Origin of the sequence: Arthrobacter sp. Soil764, assembly GCF_001428075.1 — a bacterium.
GTDB lineage: Bacteria > Actinomycetota > Actinomycetes > Actinomycetales > Micrococcaceae > Arthrobacter.
The window spans coordinates 24,318-49,419 of sequence record NZ_LMSI01000019.1; the positions used below are offsets into that span (position 1 = coordinate 24,318).

20 protein-coding genes are annotated in these 25,102 nt (G+C 68.2%); 13 read left to right on the forward strand and 7 right to left on the reverse strand.

The features are described from left to right. The first annotated feature begins 187 nt into the window (after positions 1 to 187). Genes ASG86_RS09830 through cydD form a run of 3 tightly spaced genes read left to right on the forward strand, consistent with a single transcriptional unit; the run spans position 188 to position 6,362 of the window. Entirely contained in the window at positions 188 to 1,792 is a 1,605-nt protein-coding gene (locus tag ASG86_RS09830; RefSeq protein WP_056333251.1) for a cytochrome ubiquinol oxidase subunit I, read from the forward strand. A 15-nt stretch (positions 1,793 to 1,807) separates the two neighbouring features. After that, a complete protein-coding gene (gene cydB / locus ASG86_RS09835; protein ID WP_056333254.1) occupies positions 1,808 to 2,857 on the forward strand; it encodes a cytochrome d ubiquinol oxidase subunit II in 1,050 nt (349 codons plus the stop codon). Between the two features lies 1 nt (position 2,858). Then, positions 2,859 to 6,362, forward strand: coding sequence for a thiol reductant ABC exporter subunit CydD (gene cydD / locus ASG86_RS09840; protein WP_082566743.1), 3,504 nt, complete (start codon positions 2,859 to 2,861; stop codon positions 6,360 to 6,362). Here cydD and ASG86_RS09845 read toward each other — a convergent pair. After that, positions 6,285 to 6,803, reverse strand: a complete 519-nt coding sequence (locus ASG86_RS09845; protein WP_056333256.1) for a DinB family protein — start codon at positions 6,801 to 6,803, stop codon at positions 6,285 to 6,287. The two genes, cydD and ASG86_RS09845, sit on opposite strands and share 78 nt — an antisense overlap. A 34-nt stretch (positions 6,804 to 6,837) precedes the next feature. Beyond that, complete coding sequence (locus ASG86_RS09850; RefSeq protein WP_056333259.1) at positions 6,838 to 9,354, reverse strand: DNA gyrase/topoisomerase IV subunit A; 2,517 nt, start codon at positions 9,352 to 9,354, stop codon at positions 6,838 to 6,840. A 76-nt stretch (positions 9,355 to 9,430) separates the two neighbouring features. Here ASG86_RS09850 and ASG86_RS09855 point away from each other — a divergent pair, with 76 nt between their 5' ends. The 4 genes from ASG86_RS09855 to ASG86_RS09870 are packed head-to-tail and all read left to right on the forward strand — an operon-like array spanning position 9,431 to position 14,873. After that, positions 9,431 to 12,115: a bifunctional acetate--CoA ligase family protein/GNAT family N-acetyltransferase gene (locus ASG86_RS09855; RefSeq protein ID WP_056333261.1), complete on the forward strand. Its 2,685-nt coding sequence runs from the start codon at positions 9,431 to 9,433 to the stop codon at positions 12,113 to 12,115. 41 nt (positions 12,116 to 12,156) lie between these two features. Further along, complete coding sequence (locus ASG86_RS09860) at positions 12,157 to 12,900, forward strand: DUF5998 family protein (protein WP_056333264.1); 744 nt, start codon at positions 12,157 to 12,159, stop codon at positions 12,898 to 12,900. Between the two features lies 1 nt (position 12,901). Beyond that, the gene (locus tag ASG86_RS09865; RefSeq protein WP_056333968.1) at positions 12,902 to 14,140 is read left to right on the forward strand and encodes an alkaline phosphatase family protein; all 1,239 of its coding nucleotides are present in this window, start codon (positions 12,902 to 12,904) and stop codon (positions 14,138 to 14,140) included. Then, a complete protein-coding gene (locus ASG86_RS09870) occupies positions 14,133 to 14,873 on the forward strand; it encodes a thymidine kinase (RefSeq protein ID WP_056333268.1) in 741 nt (246 codons plus the stop codon). Before ASG86_RS09865 ends, ASG86_RS09870 begins: the two co-directional genes overlap by 8 nt. A gap of 56 nt (positions 14,874 to 14,929) precedes the next feature. Here the strand turns inward: ASG86_RS09870 and ASG86_RS09875 are convergent, their stop codons facing one another. The 3 genes from ASG86_RS09875 to ASG86_RS09885 form a co-directional block, all read right to left on the reverse strand. Then, entirely contained in the window at positions 14,930 to 15,514 is a 585-nt protein-coding gene (locus ASG86_RS09875; protein WP_200946236.1) for a dihydrofolate reductase family protein, read from the reverse strand. Positions 15,515 to 15,622: 108 nt separating this feature from the next. After that, entirely contained in the window at positions 15,623 to 16,945 is a 1,323-nt protein-coding gene (gene sepH / locus ASG86_RS09880; protein ID WP_056333273.1) for a septation protein SepH, read from the reverse strand. 148 nt (positions 16,946 to 17,093) lie between these two features. Continuing rightward, the gene (locus ASG86_RS09885) at positions 17,094 to 17,582 is read right to left on the reverse strand and encodes a DUF3093 domain-containing protein (RefSeq protein ID WP_056333276.1); all 489 of its coding nucleotides are present in this window, start codon (positions 17,580 to 17,582) and stop codon (positions 17,094 to 17,096) included. A gap of 116 nt (positions 17,583 to 17,698) precedes the next feature. On the opposite strand from ASG86_RS09885, the gene dut reads away from it, so the two are divergent. From dut to ASG86_RS09905, 4 genes are all read left to right on the forward strand, one after another. Further along, complete coding sequence (gene dut / locus ASG86_RS09890; RefSeq protein ID WP_056333279.1) at positions 17,699 to 18,217, forward strand: dUTP diphosphatase; 519 nt, start codon at positions 17,699 to 17,701, stop codon at positions 18,215 to 18,217. 105 nt (positions 18,218 to 18,322) lie between these two features. Next, complete coding sequence (locus ASG86_RS09895) at positions 18,323 to 19,036, forward strand: DUF3710 domain-containing protein (RefSeq protein WP_056333283.1); 714 nt, start codon at positions 18,323 to 18,325, stop codon at positions 19,034 to 19,036. Positions 19,037 to 19,112: 76 nt separating this feature from the next. Then, positions 19,113 to 19,391: a hypothetical protein gene (locus ASG86_RS09900; protein WP_082566744.1), complete on the forward strand. Its 279-nt coding sequence runs from the start codon at positions 19,113 to 19,115 to the stop codon at positions 19,389 to 19,391. Continuing rightward, the gene (locus ASG86_RS09905; protein WP_056333285.1) at positions 19,388 to 20,158 is read left to right on the forward strand and encodes a DUF3159 domain-containing protein; all 771 of its coding nucleotides are present in this window, start codon (positions 19,388 to 19,390) and stop codon (positions 20,156 to 20,158) included. Before ASG86_RS09900 ends, ASG86_RS09905 begins: the two co-directional genes overlap by 4 nt. Before the next feature lie 37 nt (positions 20,159 to 20,195). On the opposite strand, the gene ASG86_RS09910 is transcribed toward ASG86_RS09905, so the two are convergent. Further along, on the reverse strand, positions 20,196 to 20,951 hold the full coding sequence (locus tag ASG86_RS09910; protein ID WP_056333288.1) for a potassium channel family protein: 756 nt from the start codon (positions 20,949 to 20,951) through the stop codon (positions 20,196 to 20,198). Further along, positions 20,948 to 21,622: a potassium channel family protein gene (locus tag ASG86_RS09915; protein WP_056333290.1), complete on the reverse strand. Its 675-nt coding sequence runs from the start codon at positions 21,620 to 21,622 to the stop codon at positions 20,948 to 20,950. The genes ASG86_RS09910 and ASG86_RS09915 overlap by 4 nt, the downstream gene beginning before the upstream one ends. A gap of 118 nt (positions 21,623 to 21,740) precedes the next feature. Here ASG86_RS09915 and ASG86_RS09920 point away from each other — a divergent pair, with 118 nt between their 5' ends. Further along, positions 21,741 to 23,717, forward strand: a complete 1,977-nt coding sequence (locus ASG86_RS09920) for an APC family permease (RefSeq protein WP_056333293.1) — start codon at positions 21,741 to 21,743, stop codon at positions 23,715 to 23,717. Next, positions 23,714 to 25,102: a class I SAM-dependent RNA methyltransferase gene (locus ASG86_RS09925; protein ID WP_056333297.1), complete on the forward strand. Its 1,389-nt coding sequence runs from the start codon at positions 23,714 to 23,716 to the stop codon at positions 25,100 to 25,102. Before ASG86_RS09920 ends, ASG86_RS09925 begins: the two co-directional genes overlap by 4 nt.

A 25,102-nucleotide genomic window follows, 5' to 3' on the forward strand; every position in this document is an offset into this window, starting at 1 on the left:
CCACTAAATCTACCCCGAAAACGTCCCGGGTTCTACATGGGGTAGAACAGTGGCGCGCCGGCGCCTCCCGGTCCATGCTTGGGGAGGGTGGTTGGTTTTCACCCGCCGGCGCCAATGTTCTACACTTTGTAGAAGTTATAGTTCTACGACGTGTAGAAAACTTCATTGGCTAACAGTAGGGACCGCCATGGACGCCTTGGAAATCGCACGCTGGCAATTCGGTATCACCACGGTCTACCACTTCATGATGGTGCCGCTGACCATCGGCCTGGGCCTGGTGGTCGCGGTTATCCAGACCGCCTGGTACCGCACCGGCAGGCCCGAGTACCTGCGCATGACCAAGTTCTGGGGGAAGCTGTTCCTCATCAACTTCATCATGGGCGTGGCCACGGGCATCGTGCAGGAATTCCAGTTCGGCATGGCATGGAGCGAGTACAGCCGGTTCGTGGGGGACGTCTTCGGTGCCCCGCTGGCCCTTGAAGCCCTCCTGGCCTTCTTCGTTGAATCGACGTTCCTGGGCCTGTGGATTTTTGGCTGGAAGCAGCTCAAGCCCGCCATCCACCTTGCCTGCCTCTGGGTGGCCGTCATCGGGTCGGCTCTTTCCGCCTACTTCATCATCGTGGCCAACAGCTGGATGCAGCATCCGGTAGGCGTGGAAATGATCAACGGCCGGCCCGTCATGACCGATGCCTGGGCCGTGTTCACCAACAACACCGCGCTGGTGGCCGTCCCGCACACCCTTTTCGGTGCCCTGGCCGTGGCCGGCGGCTTCCTCCTGGGCATCGCCTGGTACCACCTCTGGCGGAGGCGGCACGACGGCGTTGACACCGTGGGTGCCGACGGCAAGGTCATCCCGGGTGAAGACGTCCGCATCCCAGGCCGTGACCGTGCAGACCACAGCGTATGGATCCGCTCCCTGCGGATCGGCGCCGTGGTGGCCATGATCTCCTTCGCCGGCACCGCGGTGACCGGCGACCTGCAGGGCAAGCTGATGTTCCAGCAGCAGCCCATGAAGATGGCAGCCGCGGAGGCGGCCTGCCACGACGGCACCGGCTTCTCCGTCCTAAGCATCGGCAACGTGGGGTCCAGGAACTGCGATGACGTCGTGGCAGTGATCGAGGTCCCGGGCATCCTGTCCTTCCTGGCCAAGGGCGACTTCACCACCGAGGTCAAGGGCGTAAACAGCCTGCTGCCCGAATACAAGGCCAACTACGGAACCAACCTGCCCGACAACCCCATCTACGGTGAGCGCGCGGGCCAGGAGATCGAATACGTGCCCGTCATGGAAGTCACTTACTGGGGGTTCCGGATGATGATCGGCTTTGGCGGCCTGGCCGCCCTGGCCGCACTGGTGGCGCTCTGGCTCACCCGCAAGGGAACCGTGCCGGAGTCGCGGGGGCTCATGCGGCTGGCTGTCTTCGGCATCCTGGCCCCGTTCGGCGCCAACGCCGCCGGCTGGATCTTCACCGAAATGGGCCGCCAGCCGTTCGTCGTGGCTCCCAACCCTGACCCCAGCGGCATCGACCAGGTGTTCATGTTCACCGCCGCCGCCGTCTCACCGGGTGTCTCTGCGGGGGAACTGATCGCCTCGCTGGTGGCATTGACCGCCGTCTACGCAGTCCTGCTGGTGGTGGAAGTCAAACTGCTGGTCAAATACATCCGCGGCGGCGTGGTCTCCGCAATGCCCGAACTCGGCCATGCACCGGTGGACGAGAACGAGGACGCGACGCCGGGCCCCGGCGGCCCCGGCGATACCAAACCCGCCGACGACGTCCTGGCCTTCGCCTACTAGCAGAGGAAACACACAATGGAACTGCTTCCCACCATTTGGTTCATCGCCATCGCGGTGCTGTGGACCGGCTACCTCTTCCTGGAGGGCTTCGACCTGGGCGTGGGGATGCTGATGAAGCTCTTCGCCCGCAACAACACCGAGCGCCGGGTGCTGCTGAACACCATCGGACCTGTCTGGGACGGCAACGAGGTGTGGCTCCTGACCGCCGGCGGCGCCACCTTCGCAGCCTTCCCCCTCTGGTACGCGTCGCTGTTCTCCGCGCTCTACCTCCCGCTGCTGGTGGTCCTGCTGGCCCTGATCTTCCGTGCGGTGGCGTTCGAATACCGCGGCAAGGTGGACACGGACAGCTGGCGGAACCGGTGGGACTGGGCCATCGCGCTGGGCTCGTTCTTCGCGGCTTTCGGCGTCGGCGCCGCCCTGGCCCTCACCACCACCGGCCTCCCGCTGAACGCCAACGGCGACCGTGAAGGCGGCCCCATGGCCTGGTTCAGCGGCTACGCCCTGCTGGGCGGCATCGCGGTGGTGGGCTTCGCACTGCTCCATGCCTTGGCATTCCTGGCCCTCAAAACCGATGGGGAGGTCCGGCACCGTGCCCGCGAGTGGTTCGTGCGGCTCCTTCCGGTCCTGCTCCTGCCCATCGCCGCGTGGGCCCTCGCCATCCAGTTCATGGACGGCAAGCTTTGGACCTGGGCCGCCGTCATCCTGGCCGTTGCTGCTGCCGTTACTGCCTGGCTGCTGGCCCGGAACGGCTCTGAAGGCCGGTCCTTCCTGGCCCTGGGCGCCTTCCTGGTGCTCGGCACGGCGTCCATCTTCGGCGCCGTGTTCCCCGTGGTGCTGCCCTCCACGCTGGACAGCGCCTTCGACCTCACCATCTCCAACGCGTCCTCCTCGGACTACACCCTGGGACTGATGAGCATCGTGGCGGCTGTCGGCCTTCCCCTGGTGATCGCCTACCAGGCCTGGACCTACTGGGTGTTCCGCCGCCGCGTCAGTGCCGCCCACATCCCGGAAGCCCACAGCTTCCTCCCGGCGGTGGCCGCCAAGGCGTTCACCACCAAGGGCTGACGTGCGGCCCACCTTTCCTGCCGGTCCGGCAACCCGCTCCGCCATCTACTGGCTGGGAGTCCTGGCCGCCCTCAAAGCCCTGTCCCTGGTCCTGATCGGCCAGGCGGTGGCCTCCGTCCTGGCCGGCCTTGTAGCCGGGAACCCTGCCTGGGCAACCCAGCTTACGGCCGGACTCGCCGGCGTCGTCCTCCGATCGCTGACCGTCTGGGGCCAGGCCGTCGCCGCCCGCCGCGCTGCCCTGGGAGTCAAGGAAGAGCTCCGGGCGGAGCTGCTGGCGCGTGCCCTGCGCACGGGCGTCCGGTCCTCAGGCCCTGCCGACGGCGGCCTGGCAGTACTGGCAACCCGCGGACTGGACGCCCTGGACAGCTACTACACCCAGTTCCTTCCCGCGCTGGTCAACTGCGCGGCCGTGCCACTGCTGCTGGGGGCCCGGATCCTCTTCGCGGACTGGGTGAGCGCGCTGGTTATTGTCCTCACCGTGCCCCTGATCCCGGTGTTCATGGTGCTGATCGGCCGGTACACCGAGGACAGCGTCCGCGAGGCGCAGGCGTCGCTTGCCCGGCTGAGCGCCCACATGCTGGAGCTGGCCAAAGGCCTGCCGGTCCTGGTGGGACTGGGCCGGGCCACCGCCCAGCGCAAGGCCCTGGAGGAAATCTCCGACGAATACCGCACCCGCACCATGGGCACCCTGCGGACCGCCTTCCTGTCCGCCCTGGCCCTGGAACTCATCGCCACCATTTCGGTGGCCGTCGTTGCCGTCTTCATCGGGGTGCGGCTGGTCCACGGCGACATGCCACTGGAAGCCGGCCTGCTGGCGCTCCTCCTCGCACCGGACTGCTACCTTCCGCTGCGTGAACTGGGCACCGCCCACCACGCCAGCGACGACGGCCGGGTGGCGCTCGCGGAAACCGCCGCCGTGACCGGCGCCCCCGAGCCAACACCCCTGCCGGCGGCAAAGGCCGGCAGGCCCGGTGCCCCGCTGGAGGTCACCGGACTTACTGTGACCTACCCCGGACGGTCCGAAGCAGCCGTGGGACCCCTCACCTTCACCGCGCCGCAGGACAGGATCACCGCCCTGGACGGACCCAGCGGCGCGGGCAAGAGCACCATCCTGGGCGTGCTGGCCGGAACCATCGGCGCCGGCGGCGGGACGGTCATCACCGGATCCGTCAGCGGACTGGACCGCCGTGCCGTGGCCTGGGTGCCGCAGCACCCCGTCATGGTGGCAGGCACCGTCCTGGACGAGGTGCTGCTGTACCTTTTGCCGGACCCCGGCCGGGGGACGGACCGGTTGGCCGCCGAAGAGACTGCCCGCCGCTGCCTCGACCGCGCCGGAGCAGCCCACCTGGCCGCGAAGCACCAGGCGGAATTGAGCCCCGGCGAGCTGCGCCGCGTGGCCCTGGCCCGCGGGCTGGCCAGGATCGAGGCCGGTGCCACCCTCCTGCTGCTGGACGAGCCCACGGCCCATCTGGACGATACTTCCGCGCTCGTGGTGGAGTACGCCATCCGGCGGCTCCGCGGCCAGGCCACCGTCATCCTGGTGGCCCACAACCAGCGCACCCGCCAGCTCGCAGACCTCCTAGTGCCGGTGGGAACGGGGAGCCAGGCCGCGCCGGCAACACTCCGGGATGACAGCGGTGAGCAGCTCCTGCCCGCTGCCGCCGCGGACCCTGCCCCAGCAGTGGCGGCCGTGGGCAACGCAGGCAACAACGCCGGCACCAGCCAGCCCGCCCAGGCCGCACCTGGCCCGGTCCGCCTCCTCGCCGCCCTCCTGGCACCGGTGCGGGGAAAGTTTGCCGCGGCCGCTTTGGTCGGCACCCTGGCGGCCGTCTTCGCCGTCGCGCTTTCCGGCCTGTCCGGCTGGCTCATCATCCGCGCCAGCGAGCAGCCGCCCATCCTCTACCTCCTGACCGCCATTGTCGGCGTCCGGTTCTTCGGCATCGGCCGGGCCGTCTTCCGCTACTGGGAGCGGCTGCTGCTGCACGATGCCGTCTTTGCCGCACTCACCCGCCTGCGCGGCCGGCTTTGGGAGTCACTGAGCCGCAGGGCCCTGTCGCTGCGCCGGCTCCTGCAGGGCGGCAACGTGCTGGGGACGGTCATTGACGACGTGGACACGGTCCGCGACCTGCTTCCGCGCGTGGTCCTGCCGCCCATCACGGCATTGGCAGTATCCGTCCTGGCCGTGACCGCCACCGCCGTCCTGGTCCCGGCAGCCCTTCCCGCGGTTGCGGGCGCGGCCATCAGCGGCCTGCTGCTGGCCCCCGCGGCGGCACTGTGGGGCGACCGAAAATCCGCCAGCGCCGAGCAGTTACTTCGCTCCGGCGTCCTGCGCCGCGTCACGGCGGCCCTGGACGCGCGCGCCGAACTGCACGCAAACGGCGTGGCACCCCGCGTGCTTGAGGCGCTGCTGGCAGAGGACCGCCGCGCCACGCGCGCATCCCAGCGCTCAGCCTGGGCCGACGGCCTGGGACATGCCGTCGCCACCGCCGCCTGCGGCACCGCGGCGCTGGCCGCCGCATGGCTGGCGGCTCCCGGCGTCCTCGCGGCCCAGGTGGCCCCGGCCACGGCAGCCGTCGTGGTGCTCCTGCTGCTTGCGCTGGTGGAACCGTACGCAGCGATGACGACGGCGGTCCGGCAGTTCCCGGCGCTCCGTACCGTCATGCGCAGGGTGGGGGAGTCGGGGGCCCTTGAGAGCGGCGGCGAGGCATCCGATGGGCTGCAGTCCGTTCCCGGCCGGGCGGGCGGTCTGCCCGGCGTTGAACTGGTGGACCTTGCCGCGGCGTGGCCGGGCGGCTCCCCGGTCTTCACAGGCGTGGACGCGGTGGCAGCTCCGGGGCGGTGGCTGGCAGTGACCGGGCCGTCGGGTTCGGGAAAGTCCACCCTGCTCTCGGTGCTGCTGGGGTTCCTGCCGCCGGCCACGGGCCAGGTGCGGGTCACCGGCCGGGCGGCGTGGTGCCCGCAGGAGGCGCACCTTTTCGACTCCACCATCCGTGGCAACCTGATGGTGGGCAGGCCGTCAGGGAACGCTGCACCACCGCTGGCGGATGACGGGCTGGAAGCCGTCCTGGCCGCCGTCGGACTTGCCGGCCTGGTGGGCCGGCTCCCGGCGGGACTGGACACCCGGATCGGTCCCGGCGGTGCCTTCCTGAGCGGCGGCGAGCGCCAGCGTCTGGCCGTGGCACGGACACTGCTGACCGGTGCGGAGGTGATCCTGCTGGATGAACCCACCGCCCACCTGGACGCGGAGTCCGCGGCCGCCATGCTGGCGGACCTGCGCGCAGGGCTGCGGGACCGCACCGTGGTGCTGGTCACCCACAACCCGGCAGATATCCTGGCCGGCGACGCCCGGCTGGATCTTTCGGCGTCATCCGGACAGCGCCGCGGATCGCTGGCCGCTTCCCGCTTGGCCCGGACTGGCTGGGGTTCTTTAGCCGTCGACGTCGTGAAGGTGGTGGACGACGTCGTGCAGGAAGTATTGGGAGAGCGTGAGGACAGTGAACTCTGAGCCGTTGCTGCGCAGCCCCCTGCGTCCCCAGTCCTCTTCCCGGACGCGGGCGAAGGCCTCAGCAGCCTGGTGGCCTTCCGCCGTCAGTTCGCGGGCCACCTCGGATGGTTCGGCGTTGGCGTAGTCCTTCTCGACGGCCGTCCGGTCCTGGTCCCAATCCTCGAAACGGGCGCCGTCTTCGGCCAGCATCAGGTTCAGCCGCTGGTCGAAGAGTGCGAAGACGTCCCGCACATGGCATGCATACTCCAGGGCCGACCATGTGTCGTCGTCGGGGCGCTGCGCGGCGTCCGGCCGGCGGAGGACGGCCCGCCACCGGGGGATCATGCTTTCGATGCTCCCGGGAACCGTTGCCGGCGTGGCCGTGGAGGCGTCGAAGGAGCAGTCCGGGCAGGGGCGGGACAGGACCCAGGTCCAGTCCTTGGCATCAGGAACGATAGGCATGGGAGCAGTCTAAGCGGTGTCCATGCGCCCGAAGCTACGCCTCTGCCGGGCCGTCCGTCCATGCCATCGCCGGACCCACCGCTTCAACCGCCTGGGAGAGCGGGACGCCCGAACCGTCGCGGCGGCCGTGTTCCTGCGGCAGCGACCGCGCCACGCCCGCAGCGGATGAAGCCTTGGCCGGACCATGCCCGGCCCAGGCGAGCAGCAGCATGTCCTCACCCTTGAGGAACCGGTGTGACCGGACCCCGGCGGTGGCACGCCCCTTGGCCGGATACTCGGAGAAGGCCGTGACCTTGGCCGTGCCCGGGGCGGTGCCCGGCAGGGCGCCGTTGGTGCCGGCGATGGTGACCACGACGGCGGCCTCGTCCTTGGGCTGGACGGCGCCGAAGAAGATCACCTGGTCGCCCGCGGCGAGCTTGATCCCGGCCATGCCGCCGGCGGTACGTCCCTGGGGGCGGACGACGGCGGCGGGGAACTTCAGCAGCTGGGCCTCCCGGGTGAGGAACACCAGTTCGGTGTCGTCGTCTCCGGCGGGGGCCACCCCCACCACCACGTCCTTGTCCTTGAGGGTGATGACTTCCCAGTCCTCGCGGTTCAGCGGGTAGTCCGGCTGGACGCGCTTCACCACACCCTGCGCCGTACCGATGGCCAGGACTTCGTCGAGGCGCACGAACGCCACCAGGGTTTCGCCCTTCACCAGGGTGAGGAACTCCTTGGCCGGGACGCCTCCCGCCAGGTTGGGCAGGCCGGTCACCGGCGGCAGGACCGGCATGTCCATGACCTGCAGGCGCAGCATGCGGCCCAGCGAGGTGACGGCCGCGATTTCGCCGCGGGCCGAGGTCTTCACCACGGAGGCGTACACGTCATGCTTGCTCCGGGGCCCGGCCTCGGCCAGCGGCTCCTGGTTGCTGGTGCGGGCCACCTGCCCGGAGGCGGTGAGGATGGCCCAGCAGGGGTCGTCAGCGATCTCCAGTGCCAGCGGCGCGGCCTTGCCCTTTTTGCCATTGGCCGCCACCAGTTCGGCGGACGCAACGGTGGGGGCTACGGCCTCGGATTCCAGCAGCACGGTGCGGCGCGGGGTGCCATGTTCCTCGGCAATGGCACCGAGTTCGTCGGAGACCACGGTGCGGAGCAGTTCCTCGGAGTCCAGGATGGCCTGCAGTTCCGCGATTTCGCGGCGGAGTTCGTCCTGTTCCTTCTCCAGCTCGATCCGGGAGTACTTGGTGAGCTGGCGGAGGCGCAGTTCCAGGATGTAGTTCGCCTGGATCTCGGTGAGGTCGTAGATGGACATCAGGCGCTCACGCGCTGCTGAGGCCTCGTCGGAGGACCGGATGATCTGGATGACCTCATCGATGTCCACGATGGCGATGAGGAGGCCCTCCACCAGGTGCAGGCGGTCCTTCTTCCTCCCGAGCCGGAAGACGGTCCGGCGCCGGACCACGTTGATGCGGTGGTTGACGTAGACGCGCAACAGGTCTACCAGGCCAAGCGTCTGCGGCTGGCCGTCCACCAGCGTGACGTTGTTGATGCCGAAGGAGTCCTCCATCGGCGTGTACCGGTAGAGCTGGTGCAGGACCGCGTTCGGGTTGAAGCCGTTCTTGAGCTCAATGACCAGCCGCAGCCCATGCTTGCGGTCCGTCAGGTCCACGATGTCGCTGATGCCGGTCAGTTTCTTGGCGTTGACGGCATCCTTGATCTTCTCGATCACCTTCTCCGGGCCCACCATGTACGGCAGTTCGGTGACCACCAGGCCGGTACGGCGTGCGGAGAGCTGTTCCACCTCCACCTTTGCCCGGGTCTTGAAGGAGCCGCGGCCGGTGGCGTAGGCATCGCGGATGCCGTCCAGGCCAACGATGCGGCCGCCGCTGGGCAGGTCAGGGCCCGGGACGAACCGCATGAGGTCATCGAGGGTAGCGTCCGGGTTGGCAATCAGGTGCCGGGCGGCGGAGATGACCTCCACCAGGTTGTGCGGGGCCATGTTGGTGGCCATGCCGACGGCGATCCCGGTGGCACCGTTGACCAGCAGGTTGGGGAACGCGGCGGGAAGGACGTCCGGCTGGGTCAGCTGGTTGTCATAGTTGGGGACGAAGTCCACCACGTCTTCGTCGAGGTGGTTGGTGAGGGTGAGGGCGGCCGCCGCCAGCCTTGCTTCGGTGTACCGCGGCGCTGCCGGGCCGTCGTCGAGCGAGCCGAAGTTGCCGTGCCCGTCAATCAGCGGCAGCCGCAGCGAGAAGTCCTGCGCCATGCGCACCATGGCGTCATAGATGGCGGCGTCCCCGTGCGGGTGCAGCTTGCCCATGACCTCGCCCACCACGCGGGCGCTCTTGACGTGGCCCCGGTCCGGGCGCAGGCCCATGTCGCTCATCATGTACAGGATGCGGCGCTGCACCGGCTTCAGCCCGTCACGGGCGTCGGGGAGGGCACGGGAGTAGATCACCGAATACGCGTACTCCAGAAAGGAGCCCTGCATTTCAGACGTCACATCGATATCGACGATGTTTTCCGTGTAGTCGCTCTCAACGATTGGCTGTGAACTTTGGCGGCGTGCCATGGGGTTTGGTAAATCCTTCTGGGGTTACTGCGCAGCCTTGGGGTGTGCTGCGATAGTTTTTGGCTAGGCTAAGCCTATGGTGGATCAGCCCGGGGACGGCGAATATCCGGAACATTGGGAAGCCGATGTCGTCCTGCGCGACGGCGGGACAGCGCACCTGCGGCCCATCCACCCGTCGGACGCGGACGCGGTGCAGGCCTTCCACACCGGACAGTCGCAGAACTCAATCTACATGCGCTTCTTTGCCTTCAAGGCCAGGTTATCCGCCAAGGAACTCAAGCGCTTCACGGAAGTGGACTACAAGGACCGGGTGGCGTTCGTCATCACCATCCATGGGGAAATCATCGGGATTGGCCGGTATGACCGGCTTGCCGATCCCACCGAGGCAGAGGTCGCCTTCAACATCGCCGACGCCCACCAGGGGAGGGGCATCGGGTCAATCCTCCTGGAGCACCTGGCCGCCGCTGCGCACGAAAACGGGATCCGGAAGTTCACCGCCGAGGTCTTGCCGGAAAACCGCAAGATGCTGATGGTCTTCTCCGACGCCGGCTATGACGTCAAGCGCCACTTCGACGACGGCGTCGTGTCCCTCGAGTTCAACATCGACCCCACCGAGAAATCACGCGCCGTGATGGAATCCCGCGAGCACCGCGCCGAGGCGAGGAGCGTCCGGGAGCTGCTGGCGCCGTCGTCCGTTGCTGTGATCGGTGCCAGCCGCAAGTGGGGCACCGTGGGGTACCAGCTGCTGGAGCACATCATCGAGGGTGGCTTCCACGGCTCCGTGTACGCCATCAACCCCGAAGCGCTGGAGCTGGCGGGGATGATGTCCTACGGCAAGCTCTCCGAAGTTCCCGAACCCGTCCAGCTGGCCATCATCGCCGTCCCCTACGAGGAAGTGGCCGGCGTCGTGGCTGAGTGTGCCGCAGCGGGGGTCAAGGGCGTGGTGATTGCCTCGGCAGGCTTTGCGGACGACGGCGGGCGGGGCCTTCTGCGCCAGCGCGCCCTGGTGCGCCAGGCCAGGGCCAACGGGATGCGGGTGATCGGCCCCGCATCGCTGGGCATCGTCAACACCCACCCGGACGTGTCCCTGAATGCCTCGATGGCACCCACCATGCCGCGCCGCGGCGGCCTGGGCCTGTTCAGCCAGTCGGCGGCCATCGGCGTCTCGCTCTACGCCGCTTCCAGCCGGCGCCGGCTGGGACTGTCCAGCCTCCTCTCGGCAGGCAACAGGGCCGACGTCTCCGGCAACGACATGATGCAGTACTGGGAGGACGACGCCGACACCTCCGCGGTGGGCCTGTACCTCGAATCAATCGGCAACCCGCGCAAGTTCTCCCGCATCGCGCGCCGCCTGGCCCGCACCAAGCCGGTCATCGTGGCCAAGTCGGACACCATGGGACTCCGCCTGCCGCCCGGACACGCTGTCCGGACCACCCAGGCGCCGGCCGGGGCGCTGGATGCCATGCTGCGCCAGTCGGGCGTGATCCGGGTGGAAACGGTGGAACAGCTGGTGGATGTGGCCCAGGTGGTATCAGGACAGCCGTTGCCCGCAGGACCGGACGTGGCGATCTTCAGCAACTCCCAGGCGCTGGGGAACGTCGTCGCGGACAGCGCCGCAGCCCATGGGCTGGGAGTGGCCCGGGTGGTTTCCGGACTGGACCTCGATGCCGGCCAGTCCGTGGCCCTGCCCGCACTGCGGAAGGCCCTCCTTGACGCCCTGGCCTCGGATGCCGTGCACGCCGCCGTCGCCGCACTGCTGCCGGCCCGCGGGCTGACTGCCGACGCCGTGGCACAGGTCCTGGCGGAATGTTCGGCCAGTGCCGGGAAGCCGGTGGTGGCAGCCTTCACCGGAATCCTGGACCCCGCCATCAACGTCGAAGGCCTGGTGGGGGCGGAAGACTGTACCGTCCCCTGCTTTTCCAACCCCGGCGCCGCCGTGGCCGCGCTCGCGGCCGTGGTCAGGTACGCGGAGTGGGCGGCCCGCGACCAGGGGCAGTTCGTCGAACCCGCCGGCTGCGACCCCCGGCAGGCCGAAGCCGAACTCGACGCGCTGCTCGGGGACGTCACGGGCGAACAGCTCAAGCGGCTGGACCCCGCTGCGGCTGCTTCCCTGCTGGGGCATTACGGCATCTCCGTCCTGCCCTCTGCCGGCTTCACCACCCCGGATGAGGCTGTGGCCGCAGCAGATGCACTGGGCTGGCCGGTGGTCCTGAAAACCACCGACCCCGCACTGCGGCACCGGCTGGACCTTGGCGGGGTGCGCCTCGGCATCGAGGACGCGGAATCGTTGCGGCTCAACATCGAACAGATGCGGCGGGCGCTCGCGGCCTACGGCGATCCGGTCCTGGAGGTCCAGGCCATGGCGCCCGTGGGGCAGGCCTGTACCTTCCGCGCCATCGAGGATCCGCTGCTGGGCCCGGTCATCTCGTTTGGCCTCGCCGGTGACGCCGTCAACCTCCTGGATGACTGGTCGCACCGGGTACCGCCGCTCTCCGCGGCGGACGTCCACGATTTCGTCCGGGCCCCCCGGGCGTCCCGGAAGCTCTTCGGCTACCAGGGCCTGCCGGCCGTGGACGTGCAGGCGCTGGAGGACCTCGCCGCGCGGCTGGCCTGGATGAAGGACAACCACCCGGAGATCGCGCTGGTGGAATTCAACCCCGTCTTGTGCGGCACCTCAGGGGTCACTATCCTCGCCGCCGACGTGCGCATCGGCAACGCCGCGCAGCGCACCGACAGCGCCCGCCGGGCCATGCTGGGCTGACGCGGTTAGCAAGTGACCGGACGATCTGTGAAAATGGGGGCATGAGCTTCCAGCCTCCCGCTTCGGCGCCCGAAACGCCCGGAAATGAAAACCAGGCAGTCCGCCAGCACAGCTCACACAACCACGGAATCCAGGGCCAAAGCCTGGAAGATGCGCTGCAGAAGGCAGGGTTCTACCCGCGCCTGGTGTCCGACGTCGTCGATGACGCGCTGGACGGCCGCGACTGCGTGGCCCACCTGGTGCACCTGGAAACCCACTTTGACCGTGCGGAGGTGCGCCGCCACATCACCGTGCTGGTCCTTACCGCTGACATGCTGGTGATCACCCACGTGGACGACCAGCAGCTGGACGAGGCGGGGGAGCAGATCGTCGCCCAGATCTCCACCGAGTCCGTGCCCGTGGCCCAGATCCGGTCCGTGGTGCTGAGCTACATGTACGCCCAGCCACAGAACTACAAGCCCTCGGACCCGGTCCGGGAACTCACCCTGTCCATTGCCTGGTCCGGTGGCCAGCGGCTGGACATGGGGCCGGCCAGCTGCGGCGATCCGCAGTGCGAAGCTGACCACGGCTACACCGGAACCATCGCCCAGGAAGACATCGTGCTGCGCATCAGTGCCGAAGCTGACGGGCTGCAGGCAGTGCAGGACGCCAAGCTCTTCGCCAGGGCCCTGCGCGCGGTCAACACCGGTTCCGCAACTCCCGTATCCCACGCCCAGTCCATGGCGCCGCGGCCCCGTGCCGGGGTGTTCGGCAACCGGCTCAGCCGTGGGCACCAGCAGCGCTGAGATGCCGGAAGAACGCCACTCCGCCCTCCAGGAAACCACAGCCACCGGCCGCACTTCCGATCTCCCAGCCGCACCCGCCTACGGACAGCGTTCCGTCGCGGAAGTCCTCACCAGCGCCGCCGCCAGCATCGGCGTGGAGGGCTTCACCAACGCCTTGGGATTCCCGGCCGCCTCACGGGTCTGCGTAGTCCTCGCTGACGGACTGGGCCGGAACCTGCTGAAGCAGAAGGCGGCCCACACACCCTTCCTGCGGTCCGTGATGCAGGCCGGTCAGGGCGAGGTCCCGGTGTGGCTGGATTCCGCCTTCCCCTCCACCACGGCAGCGGCATTGTCCAGCTTTGGGACCGGCCTTCCTGCGGGCCAGCACGGCATGGTGGGCTATGACGTCCTGGACCCCGGCCAGGACAAGGTGGTCAACCTGTTGGGGAACTGGGATCCGGGCGTGGACCCGGCCACGTGGCAGCCTTTTCCCACCGTCTTCGAACAAATCGCCCAGCAGGTGGATGTCAGCACCGTCAGCCTCGCCCAGTTCGACGGCTCGCCCATGACCCGCGCCGCGCTCCGCGGCGGCAGGTTCATTTCCGGAATCACAGCCCACGCCCGGACTGCCGCCGCTGCCGAGGCCATGGCAGGGTCCGGCCCGTCCCTCATGTACTTCTACGTCAATGAGCTGGACAAGGCGGGCCACCGTTACGGCTGCCGTTCCGAGCAGTGGGAACACCAGCTGGAAGAGCTCGATGCCACGGTAAAGCGGCTGAACTCCTCGCTCCCCGCCGGCACCACCGTTGTGCTCACCGCAGACCACGGGATGCTGGACGTCCCGGAAACCCAGCGGATGGATTTTTCCACCTATCCGGAGTTGGTGGACGGCGTCCGCCACACGGCCGGGGAACCGCGCATGGTGCACCTGTACCTGGACGACGCGGATCTGGAAGCGGATGCGGGCGTGCGGGACAGGCTGCTTGCCGCCTGGAAGGCGCGGTTCGGTGACCGGGTCTGGGCCTTCACGCGCGAGGAAGCCATTGCCGGGGGACTCTTTGGTGACGTCCGGCCCGCTGTTGCCGGCAGGATCGGTGACGTGATGATCGCGGCCCGTGACGCCGTCGCGCTTTACGACGGACGGCGGATGCGGCCCACCGCCATGGAAGTGGTGGGCCAGCACGGCTCGCTGACCAAGGCGGAGCGGGAGGTCCCGCTGCTGTGTTTCACGGCTGACGGAAGGAACCGCCGGCGTGGCTGAACTCATCTTCTTCTCCGGCACCATGGACTGCGGCAAATCCACCCTGGCCCTGCAGATGGACTACAACCACCGGGCCCGCGGCCGCGGCGGCGTGCGCTTCAGCCGCAACGACCGGGCCGGAGAGTCCCGCATCTCAAGCCGCCTGGGCCTGGAGACGGACGCCGTGGAGGTGCTGGACAGCACCGACTTCTGGGAGGAAGTCATGCTCCGCCGCACCCAGGGCCAGCGCGTTGACTACCTGATCTGCGACGAAGCCCAGTTCTACACTCCGGAGCAGGTGGAGCAGCTGGCCAAGGTGGTGGACGAAATCGACGTCGACGTTTTTGCCTTCGGCATCACGGCCGACTTCCGCACCCGGCTGTTCCCCGGTTCACAACGGCTCATCGAGCTTGCCGACCGCGTACAGGTGCTCCAGGTTGAGGCGCTGTGCTGGTGCGGACGGCGCGCCACGCACAACGCCAGGACGGTCGACGGCGTCATGGTCACCGAGGGTGCCCAGGTAGTGGTGGGCGACGTGGACATGGTGGTTGATTCTCCCGCCGCCCCGGAAGCCGCTGCGCATTTGCCGGTGGTGGGCTACGAGACGCTGTGCCGGCGCCACTTCATGCGGCGGGTGACGGCGCACGGCGCCAGCCTGATGGCCCAGCAGGACCAGTTGCTGCCGTTCGAGGTGGATGCCTGCCTGTGGCGGGGTTCAGGCGGACCGGGGGAGAGCCCGCGAGGTGGCACTTAGCAGCAGCCCTGGCGCAGACCATTGCCGTTAAGTGTCATCGCGCGCGACGGTAGTTGCTAACTCACCCGGCGGTAGCGGATGTGGGTTGCCAGCGGCGAGTGGAGCACCTCGACGGTCTCGAAACCGAAGGATTCAACGCCGTCGAAAATCCGTTCCCCTGAACCGAGCAGGACCGGTGCGATGTCGAGGGTGAGTTCGTCAACCACGCCGGCGGCCAGCGCCTGCCGGACTGTGGAGGCTCCGCCGGCGATATCCACGCCGTTGTTCCCGGCGGCTTCCCTGGCTGCAGCGTACGCTGCATCGAACCCGCCGGTGATGAAGTGGAAGGTGGTCCCGCCCTCCATCTGGATGGGGCCGTGCGGATGATGCGTCAGAACGAAGACAGGGGCGTGGTACGGCGGTTCGGCGCCCCACCAACCGCTCCATTCCTCATCCCAGTCCCCGCGGATGGGGCCGAACATGTTCCGGCCCATCACATATGCGCCACGCGGGCGCATCAGCCATTCGCTGGCCACCTTGTCGGCATCGTTCGCCCGGGGGTCGCCGATGTGCCAGGCATGCAGTTCCAGCCCCCGTCGGCCCAGCGGGTTGTCCCGGCTCTGGTCCGGCCCGGCGACGAAACCGTCGAGCGAGATTGACATGTGGCAGGTTGTGTCCGGCACCGCAAACCTCCTGGTGTTGGTGCCTTGCGTGCGGCACGTGCTGGGCAGCGTAGCACGTGACCTAAGCCATAAGGGAGCCTGGGACGGCTAGTCGCTCCGGGTACCGAAAACGATCTCGTCCCAGGACGGTACGCTGGACCGCTTGGGCCGTGCAGGCCGTTCCGGCGCCTCAGTCTCCGGCAGCTGTCCGGTGGAGGGGGAAGCGTCGTCCTGCTTTGCGGCCGGGCGCCGGGGATTGCTGCCGAGCAGTTCATCCAGCCCGGCTCCGCCGGACGTTCCGGAACCTGCCGCGGGAGTGGAACCGGAGGGTTTCTGCGGGGACGCCGCAATGGTGATTTCCCTCGTGTCGGTACTCACGCCGTCGTGAAGCCGCAACCCATCATCGTGGTTGTCGCGGTGCGGCGGAATGAGGCTGAGCCTGGACAGCATGGAAGGCCTGGTGTCCCTGCGCTTGATGAAGGAGTCTCCCTGGGCTGCCGGCGCTTCCCGCTGGTCATCCTGCGGTTCCGGCTCCTCTGCCTCAGGTTCGGCCGGCACCTCGGAAGGGCGGGGGTGGGCGGCGGGCACGCCATGCGTGAGCAGCAGCGCCAGGGCGTCGTCCGAGTCCTCATCCACGCCCAGCCGCTGGCCGCGGCGGGACCGGAGCATGTCCAGGAGGCCGTCGGACTCCTTGCCGGAATCCGGGGCGGGCCCTCCCTGGCTGCCGGACGGGGTCCTGGCCGCATCCGCGTCAGTCTCGAAATCAAAGGGGCGGTCGGAAACCGCGGTGAGCCGGCGGGCAGGAACGGGTCCGTCCAGCGGCTCAAGTTCGCTCAGCTGCTGCGCCCAGCGGTTGGTGTTCTGCAGTGACTTCCGCCCCGGATTGAAGGTCCACAGCGCGGGAGGCTCCTCGCCAATGCCCGAGGTGCCGCCTGACTTGGCCTCAAAGCTTGCCGAGACAGTCCATGTCCCGTCCTGGCGCCGCCAGGAGTCCCATTCCACTGTTGCTGGGTCGATTCCGTGGGCGGAGAGGCGGTGGGCCACCATGTCGCCCAGGGTCGCCGGGTTGTCACCGAAGGCGGAACGGTAGATGTCGTGGCCGGGGGAGGGTGCCGCGACTTCGACTTTCCGCGCCTGCTGGGCAACGTATTCGCGCTCGGCGAGGACAGGGCCCTCGTAGCGCTCAACCTTGGCCAGCGGCATTCCGGACAGCTCAGCCACATCCGCAGCCGTCGCTCCGGCGCGAATCCGCGCCTGGATGTCCCTTGGGGACATGGGAACGGCGGGCCGTTCCGCCCGCGGCTTGGCCGTGGACCTGCTGGCCGTCCTGAGGGCCTCATCGATCGGCAGCTGGAACATCTCGCCGCCGGCCCCGCTCAACAGGAGATGCGTCCCGTCGTCGTGCACGCCTACAAGCCGTAGATCCTGCATACAAATCCTCCACCCTGGCATTACTATCAATCGAAACTCTGCCACCCGGCGGCGGGGAATTGGCTCAAGGAGCAGGGCGCGCCGTGATTTTCCGCTGGAACCAGGCCGGAAAGGCGGGTTCAGGCTACGGCCAGGCAGCCCGGCAGCGTCAGCGCCGGGCCAGGGCGGCCGTCAGCTGATCCGGATGGCGCGTTGAGGCCAGCCAGTAGGGGGTCCGGTCGGCGGGATCGGTAATCTCGATCTTCACGACCGGGTCGATCCAGCCACGGATGCACAGGTAAGCGAGCCCGTTAAGCCGGGTGCCCCGTTCCGCCGTCGCCTCGCCGGCCTCGAAGTGCTCCACGGCGCCGACAAAACGTCGTTCAATGGTGGCCCTGCCGACGGTGAGGGTGTCCGCCGTGACCATGATGACGGGGGTGGAAAGAACCAGGAGGACAGTGATGATGGCGAAGAGCACCAATGCAGCGGTGTAGCCCGCCGCCATGCTGATCGGGGCGAAAACCAGGATGCCCGCGGCGGAGACGCCGGCTGCGATAATCCAGATCCAGGCATTCGGCCACAGCTTCTCCCTGTAGATAACAGCTGTCCCGGCAGAGGGTGTGCTGGGAACGGACGCAGACGGGCTTGAATCGGGCATAGCCCCAGCTTTCCACCTTTGGCCCGCTATTTCACCTTGGGACAGGCATCCCCGCCCGGCTTCAGGCGGCGGCCTCCCTAGGAGTGATTTGGGGGCGCGGGTTAGAGTGAGTGACTGTGACTGATCATCCCGCCACGGTAGACCTTGTCCCGGACGCCGCAATGCCCGCCCCCGCAGCTCCCACCCTGCAGGTCCAGTTGAAAATGCTGGATCCGGAGCTGGAGGCGCCGTCCTATGCACATCCGGGCGACGCCGGGGCGGACCTCCGTGCCCGCGAGGACGTGGTCCTGATGCCCGGGGAACGCAAACTGGTTCCCACCGGCGTCGCCATCGCACTTCCTTACGGGTTCGTGGCCCTGATCCACCCCCGGTCGGGCCTGGCCACCAAGCACGGCCTGACCATCGTGAACGCCCCCGGCACCGTTGATGCCGGCTACCGGGGCGAGATCTCGGTAACGCTGCTGAACACCGATTCGTCCCAGCCGATAGAGCTCCGGCGCGGCGATAGAATTGCCCAAATGGTCATCCAGCGGGTGGAGCATGCCCAATTCATTCCTGTCAGCGAACTGAGCGGATCCGTGCGCGGCGCGGGCGGCTTCGGCTCCACCGGCGGGTTCAACGTCCCCGGAGCCTGACCTTAGGCTGCACCGCTGCCACGCCGGCATGCACGACGGCGGAACCCCCAATGTTCCGGCGGCAGGTTTCAGGACTGGCACATTTTCAGAATTAAGGAGTCACCCATGGTCTTTGGGTTCGGCAGGAAAGATAAGAAGGAAGAGCCGGCAGAGCCGGCCGACGAGCTCACCGTTGCGGAGGGCGAAGAAAGCGCATCCGCCACCGGCGCCCGCCGCCAGGACGGACCTTTCGACGAGGCCGAGATCAGCGGCCGGGACGGCTATGTGGACCTTGGCGCCCTGCTGATCACGCCCAGCGAGGGCCTCCAGCTCCGCCTCGAGGTGGAAGAGGCCACGCAGCGGGTGGTGGCAGTGACCCTGGACCTCAACGGCTCCAGCCTTCAGCTGCAGGCCTTCGCGGCGCCCAAGACCGAGACCCTGTGGGACGAGATCCGCGAACAGATCGGCCAGTCGGTGGGTGCGCAGGGCGGCCAGGTTGAAGAGGTGGACGGGGCTTTCGGTACCGAACTCGTGGCCAAGCTGCCCGCCGGGCTACCGGACGGCAGCCAGGGCTACCGCGTGGCGCGCTTCATCGGCGTCGATGGTCCCCGCTGGTTCCTGCGCGGCGTCTTGGGCGGACCTGCGGCGCTGGAGCGCCCCGCCGCGGAACCGCTGGAGGCACTGTTCCGGCAGGTGGTGGTGGTCCGCGGTGACAGCCCCATGCCGCCGCGCGACCTCCTGCAGCTGAGGCTGCCCAAGGACGCATCCGCCACTCCTCCGCCCGCCGCGCCCACCCTGGAGGAGCCCGAACGTGGTCCCGAAATTACCCAGATCGGCTGAACCTCCCCACGACAACCCGGTCCAGGCGTCCGGCGGGATCACCCCGCTGGGGCAACTTCCGGACAAGGGACGCGTCATGTGCCAGGGGCATGTTGAGTCAGTAACCTTTGTTCCTGCGGACCGGACCCCGGAATTCAGCGCCATCCTTTCCGAGGATGATGCCGGGCGTCCCGCCCCGGGTCCGAGGCGGGGCAGGCCGCCGCGGCTCCGGGTCGTCTGGCTGGGCCGCCACCGTGTGCCCGGCATCGAAGCAGGCGCGCAGATCCGGGTTGAGGGGATGCTGGCCCGGGGCAAAGACGTGCCCACCATCTTCAATCCCCGCTACGAGATACTGTCCCGCCAGGAGCACGAATGACCGCCCAAGAGCCCGAACAACAGCCTTCCGGTCCTGCACAGCCGGCCGGAGCACAGCAGGGCACGCCGCAGGTTCCCGGTCCGTCCCCGGTTGCGGGGCTCGCTGCCGGGTACGCCGCAAAGGCCGGGCTCCACCGCACCCACGACGGCCGGGTGGACGTCCTGCGCAGCGCCGGGGGAGTGCAGGGCATTGCCGAGAGCATCGTTCCCGGCCTCGTGTTCCTGGTGGCGTTCACCATCACCCGCGAGCTCACGCTGTCCCTGGTGGCAGCACTGGCATCCGCGGCCGTGTTCACGGTTGTCCGCCTGATGCAGCGGCGCCCCCTCACCCAGGCCCTGGCGGGCGTGGTGGGCGTGGGCATTTCCGCCTGGCTGGCCAACACCACCGGCAAGGCCGAGGACTTCTACCTGCCCGGGTTCTTCACGAATGCCGCCTACATCCTGGCCATGGTCATCTCAATTGCCGTCAAGTGGCCGGTGGCCGGGCTCCTCTTCGGATTCATCCGCAACGAAGGGGTGGAGTGGCGCAAGAACCCTGACCGCGTCAGGGCGTACCGCCTGGGCACCTGGATCATCGTGGCTGTCCTGGCGCTCCGGCTCATCGTGCAGGTGCCCCTCTACCTGATGGGCACGGACGGACTGGCTGCCCTCGCCACCACCCGCCTCATTATGGGGGCCCCGCTGTACATCCTCGGAGTCTGGGTGGCCTGGCTGGTGACCCGGCCTGCGGCGGCGGAACCTGAAGCCGGCGCAGACCAGACCGCGTGACGCCCAGGTGCGCTGCGGCACGGGTGCGGCGGCGGACCTAGCCGTCGAAACCGTCGTCGTCCTGAGCGTGCCCGTGGCTGCCGGCGGCAGCGGGCTGGGCACTGTCCGCAGCCTCACCGGTCTCGATGCTGCCGGGGGCGGAGGAGAGCAGCTCCCGGAGCCCGTCCTCAGCGGCGATGGTGGTGACGAAGAAGAGCTCGTCGCCGCCGTCGATCACGTCGTCCCGGCTGGGCGTGATGGGTGCCTGGTCCCGCAGGATCGCCACCAGCGTTGCGTCCTCCGGCCAGTGGATGTCGCCCACGGTCATACCGATGACGTGGGAATCGTGCGGAACCGTAAATTCCACCAGGGACGCCACACCCGTCTGCAGCGTCAGCAGGCGGACCAGGTCGCCAATCTCCACCGCCTCCTCCACCAGGGCGGTCATCAGCTGCGGGGTGTTCACGGCCACGTCGACGCCCCATGAATCATTGAACATCCAGTCGTTCTTCGGGTTGTTCACCCGGCCCACAGTGCGCCCGACCCCAAACTCGGTCTTGGCCAGCAGGGACACCACCAGATTCACCTTGTCGTCGCCCGTGGCGGAGACCACCACGTCCGCGTCCTCCACCTTGGCCCCCTGGAGTGTGGAGAGCTCGCAGGCGTCACCCACCAGCCAGTGGGCGCCCCGCAGGCCGCTGCGCCCGATCACCTCGGGTTTGAGGTCGATCAGGAGGATCTCGTGCTTGTGCGCCAGCAGCTCCCTGGCGATGGAGGATCCGACGCTGCCGGCGCCGACGATAACGACTTTCACTGGTACTCCTTGGCGGGGGCTTTGGCGAGGATCTGGGCGATCTGGGCGCTGCGGTCCACCTGCAGCATGGCGTGCACGGTGTCGCCGTCCTGGTAGGCGGTCCCGGCGTCGGGCAGCAGGCCCTCGCCGAAGCGGGTCAGGTACGCCACGCGGACGTCGGCAGCCTTCTCAATGCTGCTGACGCGGTGCCCGACCCAGCCGGCGTCGAGTTCCAGCTCGGCGAGGACAAGGCGTCCGGAGGGTTCGCGGAAGTCGCCTGCGAGGTGCTGTTCGGGAAGGATGCGGCGCAGCACCTGGTCGGCACTCCACCGGACCGCGGCCACCGTGGGAATGCCCAGGCGCTGGTAGATCTCGGCCCGTCCCGGGTCATAGATCCTGGCGACGACATGCGGCACGTGGAAGGTCTCACGGGCAACGCGGGTGGCCAGAATGTTGGAGTTGTCACCGCTGGAGACGGCGGCGAAGGCGTAGGCCTCAGCCACCCCCGCCTGCTTGAGGGTGTCCCGGTCAAAGCCAACGCCGGTGACTTTCCGTCCGGTAAAGCCCTGGCGGAGCCGGCGGAAGGCGCGGTCGTCCTGGTCGATGATGGCCACGGAATGCCCGGCATCCTCCAGCGTGTGCGCCAGCGTTGCCCCCACCCGGCCACATCCCATGATCACGAAATGCGCCACCGTATCTCCTCCATATGTAAGTCAGGATCGTGCAGCTAGAACTCTACCGGCACGGCCCTTGTTCGGCCTGGCCCGGGCCCGTCATGACATCGTCCGTGATTCAGACTAGCTTTGTGGGGTGTTGACAATACTGAACGCCGTCAAACGCGTGCTGGTGGGCCGGCCGTTCCGGAACGACAGGCTGGCCCATACCCTGCTTCCCAAGAAGATCGCACTGCCGATCTTCGCCTCCGACGCCCTTTCCTCCGTAGCCTACGCGCCGGATGAGATCCTCCTGACCCTTGCCCTTGCAGGCGTCAGCGCCGTGGCCATCTCGCCGCTGGTGGGCCTGGCCGTGATGGTGGTGCTGCTGACCGTCGTCGCTTCCTACCGGCAAAACGTCCACGCGTATCCGTCAGGCGGCGGTGACTACGAGATCGCCAACGTGAACCTTGGCAAGTACGCCGGCCTGACGGTGGCCTCTGCCCTCCTGGTGGACTACGTCTTGACGGTGGCCGTGTCCATGTCCTCGGCAGCGGCGTACCTCACCACTGCGGTACCGTCGCTGCACGGTGAGCAGGCCGTCATCGCCACCATCGGCGTCGTCATCCTTGCCCTGGTCAACCTGCGCGGCATCAAGGAAGCGGGCAGCGTCTTCGCTGTCCCCACCTACATCTTCATGGCATCCATTTTTGGCATGACCGCGGTGGGCGTGTTCCAGGCGGCAACGGGGACACTCGGGGAGGCGCCCTCCGCGGCCTTCACCATCGTCCCGGCAGAGGGCTTCGACCAGGGCCTGGTGGGCCTGGCCGGTGCCTTCCTGTTGCTCCGGGCCTTCTCCTCGGGCGCCGCGGCGCTCACCGGCGTGGAAGCGATCAGCAACGGCGTCCCCAACTTCCAGCACCCCAAGAGCAAGAACGCGGCCACCACGCTGCTGCTCCTGGGCATGATCGGCGCGGCAATGCTGGCCGGCATCATCTACCTGGCCAACGCCACCAAGGTCCACATCGTGCTGGACCCCGCCACGGAATTCCTGCTGAACGGAAACCCCCTGCCGGAGGGATACGTCCAGAACCCCGCCATCAGCCAGATCGCCCAGACCATCTTCGGCGCCAGCTCGATTCCGTTCTACATCGTGGTGGCCGCTACCGGCGTCATCCTGGTGTTCGCATCCAACACCGCCTTCAACGGCTTCCCGGTCCTGGGCTCCATCCTGGCCCAGGACGGCTACCTGCCCCGTCAGCTCCGGACCCGCGGCGACAGGCTCGCGTTCAGCAACGGCGTGCTGGCCCTCGCGGCGGGCGCCCTGGTGCTCATCATCTCGTTCGACGCGGACGTCACCAAGCTCATCCAGCTCTACATTGTGGGAGTCTTCATCTCCTTCACCCTCAGCCAGCTGGGCATGATCCGGCACTGGGGGCGCGAGCTGAAGCTCGCCAAGGACAAGGCCGTCCGGCGCCGGATGATAAAGTCCCGGACCATCAACAGCATCGGCTTCGGCATGACGGCGCTGGTGCTGGTCATCGTCCTGATCACCAAGTTCGAGCAGGGCGCATGGATCGCCCTGCTGGCCATGTTCATCCTGTTCCTGATCATGTGGAGCATCCGGGCGCACTACGACAACGTGGCCAAGGAACTTGCGGTGGACGAGGACTCCTCGCCCCGGGCCCTGCCCACCCGGGTGCACGCCGTGCTGCTGGTGTCGCACGTCCGCAAGCCCGTCCTGCGCGCGCTGGCGTATGCACGTGCGTCCAGGCCCTCCCGGCTGGACGCCATCACGGTGGACATCGACCAGGAGGAAACGGCACATACCATCGCCGACTGGGAAAAGCTCGAAATCCCCGTCCCGCTGACCGTCCTCGCCAGCCCTTACCGCGAGACCGTCACGCCCATCATGGACTACATCAAGCAGATGCGCCTGGACTCCCCGCGGGACCTCATCGTGGTCTACATCCCGGAATACGTGGTGGGCAAGTGGTGGGAGCAGCTGGTGCACAACCAGACCGCGCTGCGCATCAAGACCCGCCTGCACTTTGAACCGGGGGTCATGGTGGCCAGCGTTCCCTGGCAGCTCAAATCATCCGAAGAAGCAAAGAACCTCCAGGACGTGCAGTGACCACAAGAACTTCCACCAACGCCCCGCAGGCACCCGAAACCGCCGGCCATGCAGGCGAAGAGGCGGTGCTGGACGTCGGGCCCGTAGCCCATGGCGGGCACTGTGTGGCGCGCCACGGGGGCAGGGTGGTCTTTGTCCGGCACGCCGTTCCGGGGGAGAAAGTCCGGGTGCGGCTCACCGACGCAGGAGACGACGCGAAGTTCTGGCGGGCGGATGTGATCGAGGTGCTTGAGGCTTCCCCGGACCGGGTGGAGCACTTTTGGCGCCCGGCGGATTCCCCCCGGGCATGGAGCCACGGCCACCCGCCGGTGGGAGGTGCCGAGTTCGGGCACATGACGCTGGCAAAGCAGCGCAGCCTGAAGGCCGACGTCCTGGCAGAACAGCTCACGCGGCTGGCCGGCTTTGAGCAGGTGCCGCCCGCCTGGACCGGCGGCGTGGAAGCCGTGGGGGAGAACCACGACGGCGGCAGCGGGCTCGGGTGGCGCACACGGGCCAGCTTTTCGGTCACCCCCGGGGGCAGGCTGGGCATGCACGCGCACCGCTCCAACCACATCATCCCCATTCGGGAGATGCCCCTGGCCAGCGACGCCATCAACGCCCTGCGCCTGTGGGACCTGGACCTCCAGGGCATCGAGCGGGTCGAGGTGGCGGCTCCGGCCAACGGGTCCCGGCCCCTGGTGCTCCTGGCCCCGGCGCCCGGAACCAGGGACAAACGGCTGCGGGCAATCGCTGCGGGAGTGCCGGAGGATGCCTCGGTCGCGGTCTTTGATCCGCTGACGGGCAGTGTGACCCAGCTCCGGGGGCGGACCTGGGTACAGGAATCCGCGGTGGGCCACGACTACCGGGTCACCGGGGAGGGCTTCTGGCAAATCCACCGCGACGCGCCCGGGACGCTTGTGGGGGCTGTCACAGAATTCCTGCGGGAGGGCGACTTCCTGCACGCCGGGGCCGTGGTTGCCGACCTCTACGCCGGCGCCGGCCTCTTCACCGCAGTCCTGGCCGACGCCGTGGGGGAGACAGGGGCCGTGCTGTCGGTCGAGGGGGCGCCGGGAACCAGCCGGGACGCCCGGAAGAACCTGCACTCGGCACCCCAGGTGGAGGTGGTCCAGGGCCGCGTGGAGCGGGTCCTGCGCCAGAAACCGCGGAACTTCGACGCCCTGCTCCTGGACCCGCCCCGGGCCGGAGCCGGGAAAGCCGTCGTCGGCCAGCTCGTTGCGTCGCAACCCCGGGCCATCGCGTATGTGTCCTGCGACCCGGCGTCGTTTGCACGTGACCTGGGTTACTTCCGCCGCTCAGGGTGGGACCTGGCCGGACTCCGGGCCTTCGACCTGTACCCCCATACCCACCACCTCGAGACGGTGGCACTGCTGGCTCCGGCTCCATGA